12 protein-coding genes are annotated in these 17,847 nt (G+C 71.9%); 6 read left to right on the top strand and 6 right to left on the bottom strand.

What is annotated here, in order from left to right; genetic code table 11:
- Window positions 1-30: 30 nt before the first annotated feature.
- Window positions 31-1,575, bottom strand: coding sequence for a histidine ammonia-lyase (gene hutH, locus WMF46_RS32375; RefSeq protein ID WP_437980734.1), 1,545 nt, complete (start codon window positions 1,573-1,575; stop codon window positions 31-33).
- Window positions 1,576-1,812: 237 nt separating this feature from the next.
- Between hutH and WMF46_RS32370 the strand changes: the two genes are divergently transcribed.
- Window positions 1,813-3,612, top strand: a complete 1,800-nt coding sequence (locus tag WMF46_RS32370; RefSeq protein ID WP_437980733.1) for a hypothetical protein — start codon at window positions 1,813-1,815, stop codon at window positions 3,610-3,612.
- 142 nt (window positions 3,613-3,754) lie between these two features.
- Window positions 3,755-4,744: a D-cysteine desulfhydrase family protein gene (locus WMF46_RS32365; RefSeq protein WP_437980732.1), complete on the top strand. Its 990-nt coding sequence runs from the start codon at window positions 3,755-3,757 to the stop codon at window positions 4,742-4,744.
- 14 nt (window positions 4,745-4,758) lie between these two features.
- Here WMF46_RS32365 and WMF46_RS32360 read toward each other — a convergent pair whose 3' ends face one another.
- Window positions 4,759-5,535, bottom strand: a complete 777-nt coding sequence (locus WMF46_RS32360; RefSeq protein ID WP_437980731.1) for an NTP transferase domain-containing protein — start codon at window positions 5,533-5,535, stop codon at window positions 4,759-4,761.
- A gap of 169 nt (window positions 5,536-5,704) precedes the next feature.
- On the opposite strand from WMF46_RS32360, the gene WMF46_RS32355 reads away from it, so the two are divergent.
- Window positions 5,705-6,478: an acyl-CoA desaturase gene (locus tag WMF46_RS32355; RefSeq protein ID WP_437543291.1), complete on the top strand. Its 774-nt coding sequence runs from the start codon at window positions 5,705-5,707 to the stop codon at window positions 6,476-6,478.
- A gap of 78 nt (window positions 6,479-6,556) precedes the next feature.
- Here WMF46_RS32355 and WMF46_RS32350 read toward each other — a convergent pair whose 3' ends face one another.
- The gene (locus tag WMF46_RS32350) at window positions 6,557-7,651 is read right to left on the bottom strand and encodes a hypothetical protein (protein ID WP_437543288.1); all 1,095 of its coding nucleotides are present in this window, start codon (window positions 7,649-7,651) and stop codon (window positions 6,557-6,559) included.
- A 128-nt stretch (window positions 7,652-7,779) separates the two neighbouring features.
- Here WMF46_RS32350 and WMF46_RS32345 point away from each other — a divergent pair, with 128 nt between their 5' ends.
- The gene (locus WMF46_RS32345; RefSeq protein ID WP_437980730.1) at window positions 7,780-8,697 is read left to right on the top strand and encodes a TIGR01777 family oxidoreductase; all 918 of its coding nucleotides are present in this window, start codon (window positions 7,780-7,782) and stop codon (window positions 8,695-8,697) included.
- Between the two features lie 627 nt (window positions 8,698-9,324).
- Here WMF46_RS32345 and WMF46_RS32340 read toward each other — a convergent pair.
- A complete protein-coding gene (locus WMF46_RS32340) occupies window positions 9,325-11,181 on the bottom strand; it encodes a HEAT repeat domain-containing protein (RefSeq protein WP_437980729.1) in 1,857 nt (618 codons plus the stop codon).
- Window positions 11,182-11,566: 385 nt separating this feature from the next.
- Between WMF46_RS32340 and WMF46_RS32335 the strand changes: the two genes are divergently transcribed.
- Both WMF46_RS32335 and WMF46_RS32330 read left to right on the top strand, forming a co-directional pair.
- Window positions 11,567-12,793 (top strand): glycosyl hydrolase family 18 protein, encoded by a 1,227-nt coding sequence (locus WMF46_RS32335; protein WP_437980728.1) that lies wholly within the window; start codon window positions 11,567-11,569, stop codon window positions 12,791-12,793.
- A 199-nt stretch (window positions 12,794-12,992) separates the two neighbouring features.
- Entirely contained in the window at window positions 12,993-13,571 is a 579-nt protein-coding gene (locus tag WMF46_RS32330; protein ID WP_437980727.1) for a thioredoxin family protein, read from the top strand.
- Between the two features lie 160 nt (window positions 13,572-13,731).
- Here WMF46_RS32330 and WMF46_RS32325 read toward each other — a convergent pair whose 3' ends face one another.
- Both WMF46_RS32325 and WMF46_RS32320 read right to left on the bottom strand, forming a co-directional pair.
- Window positions 13,732-15,240 carry a hypothetical protein gene (locus WMF46_RS32325; RefSeq protein WP_437980726.1) on the bottom strand — a complete coding sequence of 503 codons (1,509 nt, stop codon included), beginning with the start codon at window positions 15,238-15,240 and terminating at the stop codon, window positions 13,732-13,734.
- A gap of 2 nt (window positions 15,241-15,242) precedes the next feature.
- Complete coding sequence (locus WMF46_RS32320) at window positions 15,243-17,444, bottom strand: SUMF1/EgtB/PvdO family nonheme iron enzyme (protein WP_437980725.1); 2,202 nt, start codon at window positions 17,442-17,444, stop codon at window positions 15,243-15,245.
- Window positions 17,445-17,847: the final 403 nt, after the last annotated feature.

The raw sequence follows: 17,847 nt of genomic DNA, 5'->3' as shown, positions 1-17,847 counted from the left end.
TCTCGGATGTAACTTTAGTAACAGAAATAATCAGTTGAGCGGCCCCACCGCCTCCTCGACGGCGGCGATGAGCGCACCGCTCTGGATGAGCTCCGCGGCCGCCGCGATGTCGCGGTAGAGGGGGCGGTCCTCGGTGAGCCCGGGCACCACGCGGCGGATGGCGGCGTGGGCGGCGGCGACGCCCGCGCTGGGGCGGAGCGGGAGCCGCTGGTCCACGCCCTGGGCCGCCGTGATGAGCTCGATCGCCAGCGAGCTCCGGACGTTCTCGATCACCTGCGCGAGCTTTCGGGCGCTGATGCTGCCCATGCTCACGTGGTCCTCGCGGCCGGCGCTCGACGGGATGGAGTCGACGCTCGCCGGGTGGCAGAGCACCTTGTTCTCGCTCACCAGCGAGGCGCTCGCCACCTGGGCGATCATGAACCCCGAGTGCAGCCCGCTGTGCGGCGCCAGGAACGGCGTGAGCCCTGTCGAGAGCGCGGGGTTGACCAGCTGCTCGACCCGCCGCTCGCTGATGTTCGCGAGCTCCGCCGCCGCCATCGCGGCGAGATCCAGGGCGAGCGCGACCGGCTGCCCGTGGAAGTTGCCGCCCGAGATCAGCTCGGCGCCGCCATCCGCCCCATCCCCGAGGAACACCGTGGGGTTGTCCGTGACGCTGTTGACCTCGCGGGTCAGCACCTCCGCGGCCCAGGCGACCGCGTCGCGCGTCGCGCCGTGGACCTGGGGCATGCAGCGGAGCGAGTAGGCGTCCTGCACCCTGGGGCAGTCCGCGTGGCTCTGCATGATCTCGCTGCCCCCGAGCAGCGCGCGCAGGTTGCCGGCCGTGCCGGCCTGGCCCGGGTGCGGGCGGACGCGCATCAGCCGCTCGTCGAACGGGCGCTTCGAGCCCATCAGCGCCTCGAGGCTCACCGCGCCGGCGATGTCCGCGACCGTGCAGAGCGCGGCCGCGTCCCGCAGCGCCAGCGCGCCGAGCGCGGTCATGTACTGGGTCCCGTTGATCAGCGCGAGCCCCTCCTTCGCCGCGAGCTCGATCGGCGCGAGGCCGGCCTTCGCGAGCGCCACCGCGCTCGGCAGGAGCTGCCCCTCGAAGCGCGCTTCGCCCTCGCCGATGAGCGTCAGCGCGAGGTGCGCGAGCGGCGCCAGATCGCCCGACGCGCCGACCGACCCCTGCGCCGGGATGCGCGGGCTCACGCGGCGCTCGAGCAGGGCGGCGAGCAGATCGAGCACCTCCGTGCGCACCCCCGAGTGCCCCAGCGCGATCACCTGGGCGCGCAGGATGATCATGGCGCGCACCTCGGCCTCGCCGAGCTCCGGCCCGACCCCGCAGGCGTGGCTCCGCACGAGGTTGCGCTGGAGCGCCCGGATGTCGTGATCCGCGATGCGCGTCTCCGCGAGCGCGCCGAAGCCGGTGTTGATCCCGTACACCGCCGGCGCAGCGTCGCCCGCCGCCGCGATCGCGTCGATCGCCCGGCGCGAGGCCGCCGCCCGCTCGCGCGCCTCGGCGCAGATCGCCACCGGACGACCGCGCCGCGCGACCTGCTCGAGATCCGCGAGCGAGAGCGATCGGCCGAGGAGCAACGGACGTGACGGATCTGACGGATCTGACGGAGGTGACGAAGGCGGCGAAGAAGGAGAACCAGCGGCGGCGCTCGGCGTGGAAAGGGTCACGAAGGCGCACGCTAGAGCGGCGGATGCCCCGCGAAAAGCCAGCTGCTCGCCGTTGGCGGAAGAATCCAGTGCCCCGCGGGGATCGATCCGCCTATCCTTCGGGCGCGCGTTCCCGGCCGGGCGCTGGTGAGCGGCTGCTTGCTTCCGATGCGCTTCACCTTTGTCCCCCTCGCCCCCCTTGCGTTTGCTGTCGCGCTCGCCTCGCCGAGCGGCGCTCAGCCCGTCGAAGGAGTGAGCGCCGGGCACGGCTCGCCGAGCGCCGTTCAGCCCGTCGAAGGAGCGAGCTCCGGGCAAGGCTCTCCGCCAGCCGCGCCGGCCGCGCCGGCCGCTTCGGCCGCTCCGGCCGCTCCGGCCGTCGACGACTTCGAGGAGCGGCTCGTGCTCGACACCGGCCGCAAGCCGCCGCCCCCGCCGGATCCCACCCGGTCGACGTTCTCGCTGCAGGGCGAGTACCAGCTCCGCTACCGCGCCATGAGCGATCTGCCGCTCCGGGCGCCGCCCCTGTCGGCTCCGGGCGCGGCGACGCTCGGGCAGAGCCAGTACATCGCCCACTGGCTGCGCCTCTCTCCGCGCTTCCACTTCAAGGACAAGGCCTCGATCGTGGCGCAGATCGACGTCGTCCGGGGGCTCATCGCCGGGGACACCACGCGTGACGTCGAGCAGGTGCGCGACGCGCGCGCCGCCCTCGCGTGGTACGAGGTGCACCCGCGCACCCTCTACCTGGAGCTGCCGTGGGCGCTCGGCGTCGTCCGGGTGGGCCAGCAGAGCGCGCACTGGGGGATGGGGCTCGTCGTCAACGACGGCGAGCGCGCGAGCGTCTTCGGCGACTACGAGCGCGGATCGCTCATGGAACGCGTCCTCTTCGCGGCCACGCCGATGGGGAAGGGCGGGCCGCTCCACGTGACCGTCGCGGCCGACCTCGTGTTCGAGGACAACGCGGCCGACCTGCTCGGAAACGACGTCGAGGGGCAGGACGAAGGCGAGGGCGATCGCGCCGTCCAGGCGGTCGTGTCCGCGCTCTGGCGAGAGCGGCACGGCGAGATCGGGATCTACGGCGCCATGCGGCGGCAGGCGCGCGAGCGCCGCGCGAAGACGAGCGCGGCCCGGTTCAACGAGGTGCTCACGGCCGGCATCCTCGACGTGGCTGGCAAATTCAACGCGCCGGTGCCGGGCGGCGGCGCCCACATCTACGGCGAGCTCGAGGCCGCGGTGATCCTCGGGTCGGCGTCGTTCGCCCCGAGCGGGCCCCCGCCGCCTTCCGGCCGCGGGTTCGGGCGCTCGCCCGTGGTGGTGCGCTCGGTCGGCGGCGCGGCGACGCTCGGCGCGGTGCACGTCGCGGGCCGCGGGGGGCGGCCAGCCGGGCGGTGGGGGCGCGTCGTCACCGAGATCGAGGCCGGCTACGCCTCGGGCGACGACGACCCGACGGACGGCGTCTCGCGGCGCTTCACCTTCGACCCGAGCCACAACGTTGGGCTCCTCCTGTTCGACGAGGTCCTCGCCTGGAAGACCGCGCGCGCCGCCACGATCGCCGAGCGGGAGCTCTTCGCAGCGTCCCCCGAGCCGGGCATCAGGTCGCTGCCGTCCAAGGGCGGCGTGCCCGGCGCCGCCTACGTGAACCCGCGCATCCTCGTGCGGCCGGCGCGCTGGCTCGACCTCAAGGCGGGCGCGGTCATCGCCGAGGCGACCTCGGATCTGGTCGATCCTTACGGCGCCCCGCGGGCGGGCGGCAGCCTGGCCAACTACGACGGCGGCGACAGCCGCCGCCGCGATCTCGGCGTCGAGCTGGACCTCGGCGTCGACGCGCGCATCGCGATGGGCAGGCTCGTCACCCTCCAGTTCGGCACCGAGGCCGGGGTCCTGTTCCCGGGCGGCGCCTTCGACGACGCCGCGGGCGCCGAGCTCCCCGATCAGTACCTGCTCACGCTCAAGCTGGGCGTGATCCACTGAGCTGGCCAGGGCGCGCCGGGCCCTCGGTCGAGCTCGCGCGGGACACAGCAGACGAGGGCCGCCCAGGGTGCTAGAGGGCGGTTGCGAGGGCCGCCCGCCCGCGCGCAGCAGCGGGCGCCCCTGGCAGACAGAGGGAGAAACGATGCGCAAACGACTCGCGCTGAGCCACCTTCCGACACCGATCCAGCGCCCGCAGCGGCTCGCCGAGGCGCTCGGCGTCGACCTCTACGTGAAGCGCGACGACATGACGGCGGGCGCGGAGGCCGGCAACAAGATCCGCAAGCTCGAGTACCTGCTCGCCGCCGCGCGGGAGGAGCGCGCAGGCTGCGTGATCACCTGCGGCGGCCTCCAGTCGAACCACGCGCGCGCGACCGCGCTGGTGAGCGCCTCGCTCGGCCTGCGCTCGGTGCTGTTCCTGCGCACGAGCGATCCGACGGCGGCCGCGCCGCTCGAGGGCAACGTGCTGCTCGACCGGCTCGCCGGCGCGGAGATCCGGCTGATCTCGCCCGAGGCGTACAGGGACCGCGGCGCCCTGATGGCCGAGGCGGCCGCCGAGATCCGCGCGGCGGGCGGCCGGCCGTACGTGATCCCCGAGGGCGGCTCGAACGGCCTCGGCGCGCTCGGCTACGTGCGCGCGATGGAGGAGATCCGGAAGCAGCTCGATCTCGGCCTCGCGGGGGGCAAGCCGTTCGACGTCATCGTGCACGCGTGCGGCTCGGGCGGGACGGCGGCGGGCACGGCGCTCGGCGCGGCCCGCTACGAGGTCGCCGGCGAGGTGCGCTCGATGGCGGTCTGCGAGGACAGGGCGACGTTCGCGCGGATCGTGGTCGGGATCATGGACGACGCGCGCGCGCTCGATCCGCGCCTCGGCTCGCCCGCCCACCTCGTGATCGACGACTCGGCGAAGGGCCCTGCCTACGGGGTGTCCACGCCGGAGCAGCGAGCGCGGATCCTCCAGGTGGCGCGGCTGTCGGGTCTCGTCCTCGACCCCGTGTACACGGGCAAGGCGTTCTCCGGGCTCTGGGATCTGGCCGAGCGAGGCGAGCTCTCGGGCAAGCGGGTGCTGTTCCTGCACACCGGCGGTCTCCCCGGCCTCCTCGCCCAGGGCGCGACCTTCGCCGACGCGTTCTAGAACAGATCAGAGCTTCAGGGCGCGCCGCGCCACCACGCGTCGGCCATCGACGCGTCTTCCAGGGTGTCGATCTCCATGTAGCCGCCGTGGGTGTCGAGCTTGTGGAGGTCGGCGCCGGACTCGATCATGTGCTGGAGCAGATCGATGAGGTAGGCCCGCTGGAACGTGCGGCCCTCGCGGAACTCCGGCCGCTCCGAGAAGGCGTCGCGCGCGGCGTCGAAGGCGGCCAGGAACTGCCCGGCGCCCCGCGCCGAGAGCTTCATCACCCCGATGAACTCGCCGGTCGCGGACTCCGGAGGAATGCGGCGCGAGATCTGGAGGACGCGATCCCCCCCGGCGCCGCCGGCGCGGAGCTTCTCGGCGTCGGTCTCGGGGTGCTGCGAGCGGCCCACGTAGCGGCGCCGCCAGTCCGTGTCGCAGGCGAGCGCGATGTCGTGCGGAGAGCCGACCAGCCCCGCGACGATCTCGGGCCGGTAAACGATGTCGGCGTACGTCGAGACGAAGCCGCCCTCGAGGTGCTCGCGCGCGCAGAGGAGCGAGAGAAGGATGTTGTTCTGCTCCCAGTCGCGGTTCTCGACGTACGTCAGATCCGGGTAGGCGGCCCGGATGACGTCGGCCTTGTAGCCGCAGACGAACACGATATCCGACCGCCGGAAGCCGCCCGCGGCGAGCGCCTCGAGGATGCCGTCGAGCATCGGGCGCCCAAGGATCGGGACCAGCGTCTTCGGCAGCTCTTCGGTCAGATGGCGCAGCCGGCTGCCCCGGCCCGCCCCGATGATCACGGCCTTCACGACACCGCTGTTACCATGAACGGACTCGATCAATCACGGACAATCACAGAGAATCACGGGGAATCTCGCGAAGATAGAGCGACCCGAGGCCGCGCGGACCCGGCGCCCGTTACGGAATCGTGACCGTGAGCTGACCCCCTGCCGCGCGTCACCGGGTTAGGACGCGAACATGGAGATCGCGATCGTTCTCATCGCCCACTCTACGCTCTCGGTCTTTTTCCAGACCTTCTTCCTGCACCGGTACGCCTCGCATCGGATGTTCACGATGTCGAAGCCATGGGAGCGGATTTTCCACTTCCTCACGTACCTCACGCAGGGCTCGTCGTACCTCGTGCCCTGGGTTTACGCGATCTTGCACCGCATGCACCACGCGTACAGCGACACGCCGAAGGATCCGCACTCGCCGCGGTACTACTCGAATGTCGTCCGGATGATGCTGGACACCGCGCACCGCTACGACGCGATCTACGACGGCACGGCCGACGTGGAGCCGCGCTTCCTCGGCGGCTACCCCGAGTGGCCCGCGCTCGATCGCATCGGCAATGCGTGGATCGGCCGGCTCGCGTGGGGCACCGGCTACGTGCTCTTCTACGTGGCCTTCGCCTCGCACTGGTGGCAGTTCCTGTTCCTCCCGCTCCACTGGACCATGGGCCCGCTGCACGGGGCGATCGTGAACTGGTGCGGCCACCGCTACGGCTACCGCAACTTCAACAGCGACGACGACTCCCGCAACACGCTGGTCCTCGACTTCGTGACGCTCGGCGAGCTCTTCCAGAACAACCACCACAAGTACGCGATGAGCCCGAACTTCGCGGTGCGATGGTTCGAGATCGACCCGGCGTATCAGGTCATCCGCGTGCTTGCCTGGGTGGGGATCATCCGCCTGTCCGACAAGGTCCAAGTCGCCCGGCTCGAGCCCGAGGTCGCGCGGGCTGAAGGCTAGAGCGGTCCGCCGGCCGCGCGTGCAGCGCGGCCGGCCGTGGAGCGCGGCGCGCGGAGCCGAGGCCCCGCGCGCAACGGCTCACTCGAACAGCTGCCGGAACGCGCCGGGGACGTCCTTCGGGCCGATCTGCTCCTTGCGCTTGTTGAACTCCGGCAGACACGCCTGGTAGGCCGCGTCCACCCGCAGATCGCTCCCGTCCCAGCTCGGACGCCAGATCTCCATCGTCTCGCCCGCGAGATCGATGACGTCCTTGAACTGCCCGCGCTCCTTCAAGATCTGGGTGCTGAGCCCGTACATCAGCAGCCCGCCGGGGATCGCCCCGAGCGCCGTCGTGGCCAGGGCCGGGTAGCAGATGCGCGCCGTCTTCGCCCCGAACCGCTCCCGGATCTCCGCCATCGTCTTGCGCTGGAGGATCTTCGCGCCGGCGAGCGGGCCCATCGCGTAGACCGGATCGTCGCTCGGGTAGTCGTAGTCGCAGAAGGAGACCACGCTCTCGCCCTTCGCGATGAGCCCCGCCGCGGCGAGCGGCTCGACCCACAGGAGCGACGACGTGCCCATGAACTTGTTGGTCCGCTCGATGTCGGCGTCGTTCGCGACGTCCACCTCGACGAGGCCGAGCTTGCGGATGTTCTCCGCGCGCGAGAAATCAGGGATCTGGAGCACCGGATCGAACGCGACGTCGAGGTCCTTCACCTTCGTCGGCCCGTGCTCGGCGTACCGCTTCATCGCGCCGGCCGCGATGCCGTTCACGAGGTGCACCGCCCGATACCGCTCCTTCAGCGCGGCGACGACCTCGTCGATCACCTGCGGCCTCGTGGCGTCGTTGTTCCAGAAGCGCGCGGTGAGCCCCTCGGCCGCCGCCGCGTCCGAGATCGCCTTCACGTGGTGCGGGCCGATCTGCATCTTCTCGCTGTCGAAGTGCACGGCGAAGACCGCGGCCCGCTCCCCGAAGAGCAGCTGCAGGGCGAGCGCCCGGGTCATGCCGTTCGAGCCGCCCAGGATCAGCACCGCCGTGTCCGGGGCGATGCGCGCGCCCGCCGGGCTGATTCGGGCGCGGTGCGCCGCGAGCTGCTCGGTCGCCACGCGCGCGCCGTGCTCGGCCAGCGAGCCCACGAGCGAGCGGCGATCGAGGCCGCCGAGAGGAAGCTTCTTGAAGGTCTCTAGGTCATCCATCACGTCCCGCGTCTTACCGTCTCCAGCGCTCGGCGTCACGACTGGACAGCTGCAGGCCGTCCGAGCGCTCCCGGAGCGGCGCTCGAAGGGAAGCCCCGCCTCCGTCCGAGCCGTGATAGATAGATCGCGTGAAGACGGTTCTTGTCACTGGCGGCAGCGGGTTTATCGGGCGCGGTCTCGTGAAGGATCTGCTCGCGCGGGGTGATCGGGTGACGGTGCTGACGCGCGACGTGGCGCGGACGCAGGCGGCGCTGCCCGGGGCGCGCGTCGTGTCGTGGAGCTCGGACGCCCCGGGGCCGTGGTTCGAGGAGGTCGACGGCGTGGACGCGGTCATCCACCTCGCGGGCGAGACCATCGTCAAGCGGTGGACCGAGGAGGCGCGGCGCGAGATCCTGAGGAGCCGCGTCGACACGACCCGCCTCATGGGCGAGGCGATCGGCAAGGCCAAGCGCAAGCCGAGCGCGTTCCTCTGCGCGTCCGCCGTGGGCTACTACGGCCCGCAGCCGGGCGACAAGGTGCTCGACGAGGACGCGGCGCCCGGCGAGGGCTTCCTCGCCGACGTCGTCGTCCGCTGGGAAGAGGCGGCCCGCGCCGTCGAGGAGCAGCACGGCGTCCGCTCGGTGCAGCTGCGTATCGGCGTCGTGATCGGCGAGGGCGGCGGCGCGCTCGACAAGATGATCGCCCCCTTCCGGTTCTTCCTTGGCGGGCCCGTCGGCGACGGCAAGCAGGTCATCTCGTGGATCCACCGCGACGACGTCGTGGGGATGACCCTGCTCGCCCTGGACAACGACGCGGTGCGCGGCCCCTTCAACATGACCGCGCCGAACGCGCAGACCGGCGACGAGGTCGCGCAGGCGATCGGCGCGGTGCTCCACCGGCCGTCGTGGCTCCGCGTGCCCGAGGCCGTGGTGAAGCTGGGGATGGGCGACGCGGCCGAGATCGTCACCACCGGGCAGCGCGTCTATCCCAGGCGGGCGGAAGAGCTCGGATACAAGTTCCGCTACGCCCGCATCCTGCCCGCGCTCGAGTCGATCCTCCGCAGCTGAGCGCCCGCCCGCGGGTCGAGGTCGATCCTCCGCAGCTGAGCGCCCGCGGGTCGAGCTCTCGCCGCCCTGCGCCAGGGCGCGGCCGCGCTCCGGCCGCCGTCGGATCGGCGCGCGCTGGAGGCGGGCAGCTGGGCGCCGCGGTACGGCGCCCAGCTGCTGCCTACACGAGACAAGAGCCGCCGGTGGCGCGCTGAGAAGTCGACCTGTGTCGAGCAGCGCACCATCGGGAGCCCGGACGGCGGTTTCCCAGCGCTCCCCCAAGCGCTCCGTCCGCTTCCATGCTTACGTCATCGCGCTCCGAGAATCTCTCGGGATGAGTTGGATTGGCGCGTGCAGGGTATCCCGACTGGATGTCGACGTGCACCCTCCAGAAGCGCTGCGAGAACCAAACTCGTTAGGGGAATCCCCTTGCCGCAGCGCACAATCGCGGGGTTACTGGTCCTCCTCGTCTGAGGCTCGTCCGAGGCGCGGTTTCTGGTGCGTGAGAGAGGGGAGGAGCCAGGCGCAGTCTGCGCTCGCTGCCCGGACAGCGGATCACCCCCGCGCTGTGCCGTTGTGGTTCGTCGTGGAGCCCCGGCGCGGCCGGCGGGCGCGCGGTCGTGCAGGCGCGTGGTCGTGCAGGCGCGCTCAGGGGCTGAGGCCACGACTCTGGAGGATCTCTCGCACCACCGCCTGCGCGGAGCCTGTCAGCTCGGAGAGCGAGCCGCGGGCGAGCTCCACGAACTTCATGCCGCGCACGCGCTTGAGCGCCTCGACGGCCACGGCGCGCTCCTCGGCGCCCTCGTGCTGGAGGATGCCGAGGAGCATCTCGCCGGCCTCGAGGGTGTCGATCTTCGCGATCGCCCGCACGGCGCTGGCGCGCACGGCGGCGGCCTGCGACTCGCGGTAGATGCGGGCGAGCGGATCGAAGGCGTGGGCGAAGCGGAGCTCTTCCAGCGCGCGGGCGGCCTCGTGGACCACGGTGGGGTCGGGATCCACGAGCGCGTCGCGGATGGTGATGAACGTGCGCTTGTAGAGGAAGTGGGAGAGCGCGCGGACGACGGCCACCCGGATCTTCGGCTCGGCGCGGCGGAACAGGCGCTCGAGCGGCGAGAGGATCGTGTAGAGCTCGACCGTCGCGAGCTGCTCCGCGAGGCTGATGAGCTGCTGCGCCGGGGTGGCCTCGGGCGTCGCGCCCTCGACGGCGAGCGCGGTGAGCCGGGCGAGCATGGCGCGGCGGCGGGTGACCTCGGACCACTGCGCCGGGTCGAGCACGATGTCGCCGCACGCCTGGGCGGCGCTGCCGGCCTGCTCCCACTCGACGAGGTCGATGTGCCAGACGTCGGGGAAGCCGAGCTCGTGGCGGAGGTGCGCGGGCAGCGGCGCGGCGTCGATCGGCAGGTCCTGCGCGTTCACGTAGCGGCGGCCGGCGCGGGCGTAGTGCTTCTTCCGGGTCTCCTCGAGCGGCAGCTGCGTGAGCGCGCGGTAGACGCCGCCCACCTTGCTGTACTGCCCCGCCTCGCCGAGCGCGATCACGGCGGCGAGCAGCGCGTTCTCGGCGATCTCGGGCGGGGCGGCGCGCTTCTGCGAGACGGCGGACACCTCTTGCCAGAGGCGGGCCTGCGTGAGCACGGCGAAGTTGGCGACGGCGGCGAGCCCCTCTTTCCGGGCGTACGCGGCCATCTCGCGGGCGAGCGTGGCGGCGGCGGAGATCTCGCCCTGCTTCTCGGCCGCGGCGACGGCCTCCTCGTAGGACTGGAGCGCGTAGTAGCGCAGGTGGTCCTCGCGCAGGATGCGGATGACGTTCACGTAGCCCTCGAGGACGTGCTCGAAGGCGCGGCTCTCGCGCCCGACGGCGATGAGGACCTGGTAGCAGTCGAAGGCGCGCTCGCGCTGGCCGATGGTCTCGTACCTGTCGGCGGCCTCCTCGAGCAGGTGGACGGAGGCGAAGACGGCCTCGCGCGCCGCCGCGGCGTCGCCCGTGCGGAGCGAGGTGCGGGCGAGGTTGAAGCGGGCGAGGCCGGCGGCGTAGAGGTCGCTGCCCGACGAGGAGAGCAGCTGGGCGAGGCGCGACCAGAGGGCGCGGGCGCGGGCGAAGTCCTGGCCGCGCTCGCGGGCGATGGCGGCCTGCGCGACGAGGCCGGCGGCCTCGTACTCGTCGGCGGCGCGGCCGTAGAGCCGCTTCTGCCGCTCGGGGTCCTGCTCGCGCTCGGCCCAGGCGAGCACGGTGCGCGCGCGGTCGATGGGCGGGACCTTGGCGATGAGCGGGCGCTGGCTCTGCTCGTTGCCGCCGTACCAGGAGACGGTGAGCGCGCTCCGCGCGTCGCCCAGCCGGACCAGCACGTCGCGGAGCTCGTCCGTCATGGCGACGTACTCCTCCTCGCGGGCGATGGTGTGCTGGAGGGCGCTGAAGAGCGCGTCGCGCGCGCGCGTGAGATCGCTCCTGGCCAGCGCGGAGCGGGCCTCGTCGCGGAGCTCGTGCAGGGGGCGGACGCCTTGGGTCATGCCGGGAGCGAGCGTAGTACACCGGCCCTGGCCGAGGGAGCGGCGGACGACGTCGCTGGCCCGGCCGCCGGCGGAGCGAGGCGCGAGGGCGCGGCGAGGGCTCGAGGCATCCCCTCGAATTCTTCGGAAAATTCACAGGGAGACGGGGAGGCGGGGAGGGAAATTTTCAAATTACTCCCTGTCTCCCCGCCTCCCTGTTCAATTCTTCCGCTGAAAAGGGCTGCAAAATAAGGGGATTCCTTAGGGGCGCGGGGATGGAGTAGCCGTCAAACGGCGCATCGCCGGCTCGGCGTGAGGCAGCCCGCGGAAGCGTGAGAACCGGGCTGTCGATGCGGCGGCGGGCTGCTAGAGCGCGGCCGATATGAAGCTGTTTCACCAGACTCTGATGCTCTCCTGCTCTGCCGCGTTCTCCATCTCTTGCGGTGGCGCGGGCGAGCGCGCGCCGTTGCTCGACGAGGTGGGGAGCGCCGAGCTCTCCGCGTCGGCCGCGCCCGGCGCGCAGCGCGCGAGCCAGGCGACGCGCGCGCCGGGGGAGGAGGCGCCGGGCGATCACCGCTTCTGCGGGTGGCTGCACGAGTTCCTTGGAGATCCCGAGTCGACGGAGCTCGGATACGACACCTTCGCGGCCCACGCCGGGGCGTTCGACGCCGTGCACCCGAAGTGGTGGCGCGTCGCCTCGCCGACCACGTTCGAGAACCACCCGCGCGGCCGGGAGGCCCCGTTCGCCGGCTTTCACGACCGGCGCGTCCTCGACCGCACGACGGCCGGCGGCGCGCGGACCCGGCTCATCCCCCTCATCGCGGCCATTGACCGGCCCGATGTCGTCGCGGTGCACGCCATGATCCACGATCCTGCGCTCCGGGCGAGGCATGTGGAGGGCATCGTCGGGCTCGTGATGGAGAACGGTTACGACGGGATCGACATCGATTACGAGCATCTCTCGTCCGTCCTCGGGCCGGGCGAGACCGTCCGGGCCGAGCGGGCTGCCTTCTCGGCGTTCATCGACGAGCTCGCGCGCGCCCTTCACGCGCACGGAAAGGAGCTCTCGCTCGCGGTGCCGGCGGTCGCGTCCGCGAACGGCGTATTCGACTACGAGGCGCTGAGCGCCTCGGCGGATCACGTGCACGTGATGAGCTACGATTACCACTGGCACGGCGGAGCGCACGTGGGCCCGGTCGCGCCGCTCGGTTGGCTACAGGAGACCGTCTCGTACATCGGGTCGCTTGACGGCGGCGCGCGCCGCGAGAAGTTCATCTTCGGGCTGCCGAACTACGGACTCCTCGGGCCGGAGGCGCCGGGAAGCGGGGGTGCCGTGGTGGGGTGCGAGCCGCTCAGCAAGTGCCTGGAGCTCGCGGGCGACGGCTACGAGACGAGCACCGAGCACATGAGCTTTTGCCCGGACGACGAGGGCGGGCGGCTCGCGGCGGGGAGATCGCCGAACCGGCTCCTCGCGAGCGGTGAGCGCCTCTTCTTCGAGGACCTCGCGTCGCTCGAGGAGAAGGTCGTCGTCGCCGAGCGGGGTGGGCTCGGCGGGGTGACGTACTGGAGCATCGGCGGCGAGCCGGGCGGGGCGGCGTTCTTCTCGATGATCGAGCGCCACTTCCCGAGGTGATCGCCGCGCCCTGCGGCCGCCTTGGCCCCCTGCCGGGACAGGTGCTCAGACCTCGAGGGAGGCGCCTCGGCGCTGGAGAGGGCAGGGGAGCGCGAGCCAGAGGACGGCCGCCGCGGCCGCGAAGGCGGGGGCGGTGTTCAGCGGCGAGGGCCGCGGCGTGGTAGGGTGCGCGCCGTCACAGCGAGAGGAGAATCCTGTCATGGCACGCACCCCGTCCACGATGCTTGAGCTGGGCACCCCGGCGCCCGACTTCAGGCTGCCCGACTTCACAGGAAAGCAGGTCGCGCTGTCGGATTTCAAAAGGCAGCGGGCGCTCCTCGTGATGTTCATTTGCAATCATTGTCCGTTCGTCAAGCACATCCGCCACGAGCTCGCCCGGCTGAGGCGCGATTATGGTGCAGACGACGTGGCCATCGTGGCCATCAACTCGAACGATATCGTCGCGTATCCGGCGGACAACGCCGAGGCGATGGGCAGAGAGGCGCGCGAGGTCGGCTACACGTTCCCTTACCTCCTCGACGAGGCGCAGCTGGTCGCCAGGGCTTACCGTGCCGCGTGCACGCCGGACTTCTACCTCTTCGGCCCCGATCGTCGGCTGGTCTATCGTGGTCAGCTCGACGACAGCCGCCCTGGCAACGACGTCCCCGTGACTGGCCGCGATCTCCGCGCCGCCATCGACGCGGTGCTCTCCTCGGCGCCCGTCCCCTCGGACCAGCGCCCGAGCATCGGTTGCAACATCAAGTGGAAGCCCGGCAATGCGCCGGCGTACCACGGCTGAATCTCCTTCTCCCCCTCCCACCCCGCATCGCCCCCAGCCCCTGTCGATTCCGCCCCCCATCCATCCCCGTAGGCCCGAGGAGGGAGGTTCTGCCGCACGGCGCCTGGGGGATGGGCCGATGTTTGAGCACGTGGCCTGAGCCTTGCCCAGCGGGCAAGGCTCAGGCCACGTGCGAGTTCGGCGGGGCCCCCAGGCGCCGTGCGGCAGAACCTCCCTCCTCGGGCCGGTCTTGCCGGTCCTGCCGGTCCTTCTCCCCAAGGATCGCCTTGGCCGCGCTAGCCCGAGCCGCCCCGCTCGCCACCGTCGCGTGGTCCACCACCCAGTGCGCGTCCAGCAGATCCAGGTAGTCGAGGTCCAGCTCCCCCCCGGATGGCAGCATGAACACCGCCGAGATGTGCGCGTGGCTCTGCACCGCCTGCACCATCTCCCGCGGGATGTAGAGCGCCGCATGCGTGAAGAGGTGCACCACCGGCGTGCGCGGGTCGTGGTGCCGCGTCAGATCCAGATCTGTAGCGAGCTCCGCGAACACGCGCGCCGGGTTCCTGCCCCGCTCCCCCTTGAAGGACAGGAGGTGCGCCGTCGGCAGCTGCCCGTTCTTCGCCCGGTAGAGCTCGTACAGCCGCGCGTCGAAGAAGCGGAACGCCACGTCCTCGCCCTCCAGCAACAGCCGCTTGCCCGTCGCGATCGCCATCCCCCGGGCGAATGTCTGGCGATCGCCGCGCATCGACGCCGACGCGTCGATGAGCAGGTAGTGGATGCGCCGCTGCTCGTCCCGGCTCTGCTCGCGCGCGAAATACAGAACCTCGTTGTCCGCGATGCGGCGCGCCAGCTCCATGTCGTCCCACGCGAGCTCCGTCAGCACCATGCTGTCGATCGACCCGCGCGTGCCCAGCCCCGAGTAGCCGTGCGCCGCCGTCGTGCCCGCGGCCGGGCGCGTCTTCGTCTCGAGCACGCTCGGCAGGATCTCCAGCGAGAAATTCACGATGTCGTTCGCCTCGGGCGACGAGAGCGCCGCGAGCAGATCGACCTGGGCGAGCGCCCCGGCCGACGCCTCCGAGCCCAGCATGCCGAACAGGCGCAGCGTCTCGATGTCGAGCGCGTCCGACATCGTGAGCACGTACAGCCGGGAGACGTCGAGCGCCTCCAGCGCCCGCTGCTCGAACTCGCGCCGCGCCGACAGGAACAGCCCGCGGAGCTGGGGCTCGATCCCCTCGAAGAGCGCCGCGTCCGCGGGGAGCATCGCGCGGTAGGCCGGCGACGTGTGGGTCCGCGCCGCGACCGCGCCGAAGAGGCGCGACAGCACGACCGTGACCAGGTCGTCGCTCATCCGGAGCTGCGCCGCGCATCGCGCGGCCTCGCTCTCGGCGAGCTCCCGGAGCACCGCCCGGTACCCCTCCACGATGCGCTCCGCGTCCCGGAGCCGGCCCGCGAGCTCCCTCGCGTCGCAGCGCGGGCCGAGCTCCAGCTGCTCGCGCGGCGTCGAGAAGAGCAGGCCCGCGTCGTGCACCAGCGCGAACGGCAGGACCACCCCGAGCCGCTCCAGGCTCTGGTGCCACCGGATCGCGCGCAGCGCGAGCGACGAGCTCAGCGGGCGCACCTGCGAGAACGCCAGCGTGCCGAGCGGGCCGGCGATGGAGGGGTTCGCGAGCTGCGACGTGGGGACCGGCACGGCTACAGGCGCGCGGCGCAGCGGAAGCCGATGCCCGGCGCGCTCGCCGTCGCGAGCTGGTGGTAGCGGAACGCCGGGTTGAGCCAGAGCGCGAAGCCGCCGTTGTAGGCGCCGCCCCGGATCGCCTTGCGATCGCCGGCCGGCGCCCCCTTCGGGTTCACCTGCTCCTCGTCCTTGTAGGTCTCGAACCAGTCCGCGGTCCACTCCCACACGTTGCCGACCACGTCGTCGGCCCCGAACCTCGTCTTGCCGTTCGGGAACGAGCCGACCGGCGCCGTGCCGGAGAAGCCGTCGTCGGCCTCGTACATGCGCTCGCTCGGCTTGAGCCCGCGCGCCTTCTCCCACGCCGTGCACTCGGTGCCGCACGCGTTCATGAAGGTCTGGTCGCCGGCCTTGTCGCCCCAGGGGAATTTGCGCCCGTCGGAGCCGCGCGCCGCGTACTCCCACTCCGCCTCGGTCGGCAGGCGCTTGCCGTGGACCTGGCAGTAGGCGTTCGCGAGGCTCCACGGCAAGCAGTTGATCGGGTGCTTCGCGAGCTCGGGCTTGCCGAAGGTGCACTGCTCGGCGAGGGCCGTCAGCGTCTTCTGGTGCGCGGCCGCGGGCGACCCGTCCGTGTTCGGGAAGTCAGGCGCGACCGGGGGCCGCTTGCACTCTCCCTTGTCCGAGCACGCCATGTAGTCGCCCGCGGTCACCTCGTGGACGTCGATGCAGAACGTGTCGATCGTCACCTTGTGCGCGGGCTGCCACAGCTTGAACTCCGGCTCGTCGGAGCCCATGAAGAACTTGCCGCCCGGGACGAGCACCATCCCTGCAGGGCACTCGGTCCGCCGCTCGGGGAGCGCGGCCGCCGCGGCCGTGGCGCTCGCCGTCGGCGCCGCCGCGGTGGCGGACGCGGTGGCGACCGGCGCGCTCCGCGACGCCTCTTCCTCAGGCGGCGCGGAGCGCAGCAGGCTCCAGGTGATCGCGCCGCCGGCCGCGAGCGCGAGCGCGACGCCGCCGAAGAGCAGCGGGCCCTTCGACCTCGGCGCCGCCACGTCGCTCGCGGCGCTCGAGCCGGCCACGGAGACCGGCTGCGACGTCAGCGCGGGCGGCGGCCCCGGGGCCGTGGAGGGCGCCGCCATCGTCGGCGCGGTCTGCGCCTGCAGCGAGATCCGCGGCGAGGACGGGAGCCGCGGCGCCGACGCGCGGGGCGACGGCGCGCCGGGCGGGGGCGCGAGCGAGCCGCCGCCCGTGGAGAGCGCCCAGGCCGGGTCCTCGGGGAAGACCGCCCGGTGCAGCGCCGCCCAGAAGCGGCCCATGGTGGGGAAGCGGTCCGCCGGCGCGACGGCGAGCGCCTTCGCGAAGACCGCCTCGACCTCGTCGCTGACCGTGAGGCCGAGCGTCCGCGGGGTCGGCCGGCGCGACGGATCGCGGCTCGCGACCGCGAGCTGGAGGTAGTCGTCGCCTTGCAGCGCCGGCGCTCCGCCGAGCATCACCTCGATCATGATGAGCGCCATCGCGAAGACGTCGGTCCAGGGCCCGGTCGCGCCGTGGGTCCGGCTGAACTGCTCGGGGGCGCCGTAGCTCGGCGTGAACGCGGTGATGTCCTTGCCCGTGTGGGCGAGCGCCGTCGCCGCCGCCGCGTGATCGGCCATCACCTTGGCGATGCCGAAATCGAGCACCTTCACGAACGTCGAGGCGTCGCGCGGCTGGCCGACGACGAACAGGTTCGCCGGCTTGATGTCGCGGTGCGCGATGTTCCGCGAGTGCACGAGATCGAGCGCGATCGCGGCCGACTCGAGCAGCGCCATCGTCGCGCGCAGGTCGCGCGCTGGCGCGCCGTCGGTCGTCTCGTCGTAGAGGACCCGATCGAGCGGCCTGCCGTCGAGCCACTCGAGGACCATGTAGGGCAGCCACTGTCCGTCCGGCGCGTTGAACGTGCCGATGTCGCGGGCCTGGACGATCGCGGCCGAGCGGCTGGACAGCTCGGTCATGAGCTTGCCCTCCTGGATGAACGCCTGGAGCAGCTGCTCCCGCTGCTCGGCCGGCGCGCCCGCGAGGAGGGTGAAGCACTTGACGGCGACGGGCTGCTTCCAGATGACGTGCTCGGCCCTGTAGACGACGCTGAAGCCGCCTTCGCCCACGGCGTGATCGATCCTGTACTTGTCGGCGATCAGGCTGCCGGCGATGTTGAGCGGATCGCTGCGGTCCGGGTTCTGGCTCATGAGATCCCTACGCACCGCGGCGGGGCCCCGATCGGAGCGCCTCGTGCGTGCGTCGGGGCCATCTTAGTTGCCTCGCGGTCGGTTGGAACCCTTTCGCGCGATCCGGCGCCCTCCCCGATCCGGAGGCGCCGCCCGCTCCGGGTGTCCGATATGGCGGATGTTCCAAGGCCCGTTGGATGGTGAGCGAGCCCGCATTCAGGGATCCTTGTGGGCGCGATCCATCTCTTGACAGAGATCTTCGTCCGTTATATTGGATGACACATTCGGTGGTTCCCTGCTGGCGTCGCTGCTGCCCAGCCGGGTGCTCCTGACGGCGGCCTCTCGTCTGCGCGTCGTGCGTGGGACGCGGAGCGCAGGCCGGGGAGCGATGGTCCGCCGCCTGCGAGGGCGTGGTGCGCCTTCG

The sequence above is a fragment of the Sorangium sp. So ce117 genome (genome assembly GCF_051524395.1).
Taxonomy (GTDB): Bacteria; Myxococcota_A; Polyangia; order Polyangiales; family Polyangiaceae; genus Sorangium; species Sorangium cellulosum_B.
The sequence above is the reverse complement of the archived record's forward strand: the minus strand, read 5'-3'. Positions and strand labels throughout refer to the sequence as shown.

What these genes read in the sequence shown, in the direction of transcription:
- WMF46_RS32365 (WP_437980732.1), top strand. Translation starts at nt 3,755, where the DNA reads ATGCGCAAACGACTCGCGCTGAGCCACCTTCCGACACCGATCCAGCGC.
- WMF46_RS32355 (WP_437543291.1), top strand. Translation starts at nt 5,705, where the DNA reads ATGGAGATCGCGATCGTTCTCATCGCCCACTCTACGCTCTCGGTCTTT.
- WMF46_RS32370 (WP_437980733.1), top strand. Translation starts at nt 1,813, where the DNA reads ATGCGCTTCACCTTTGTCCCCCTCGCCCCCCTTGCGTTTGCTGTCGCG.
- WMF46_RS32350 (WP_437543288.1), bottom strand. Translation starts at nt 7,651, where the DNA reads ATGGATGACCTAGAGACCTTCAAGAAGCTTCCTCTCGGCGGCCTCGAT.
- WMF46_RS32340 (WP_437980729.1), bottom strand. Translation starts at nt 11,181, where the DNA reads ATGACCCAAGGCGTCCGCCCCCTGCACGAGCTCCGCGACGAGGCCCGC.
- WMF46_RS32320 (WP_437980725.1), bottom strand. Translation starts at nt 17,444, where the DNA reads ATGAGCCAGAACCCGGACCGCAGCGATCCGCTCAACATCGCCGGCAGC.
- WMF46_RS32330 (WP_437980727.1), top strand. Translation starts at nt 12,993, where the DNA reads ATGGCACGCACCCCGTCCACGATGCTTGAGCTGGGCACCCCGGCGCCC.
- WMF46_RS32335 (WP_437980728.1), top strand. Translation starts at nt 11,567, where the DNA reads ATGCTCTCCTGCTCTGCCGCGTTCTCCATCTCTTGCGGTGGCGCGGGC.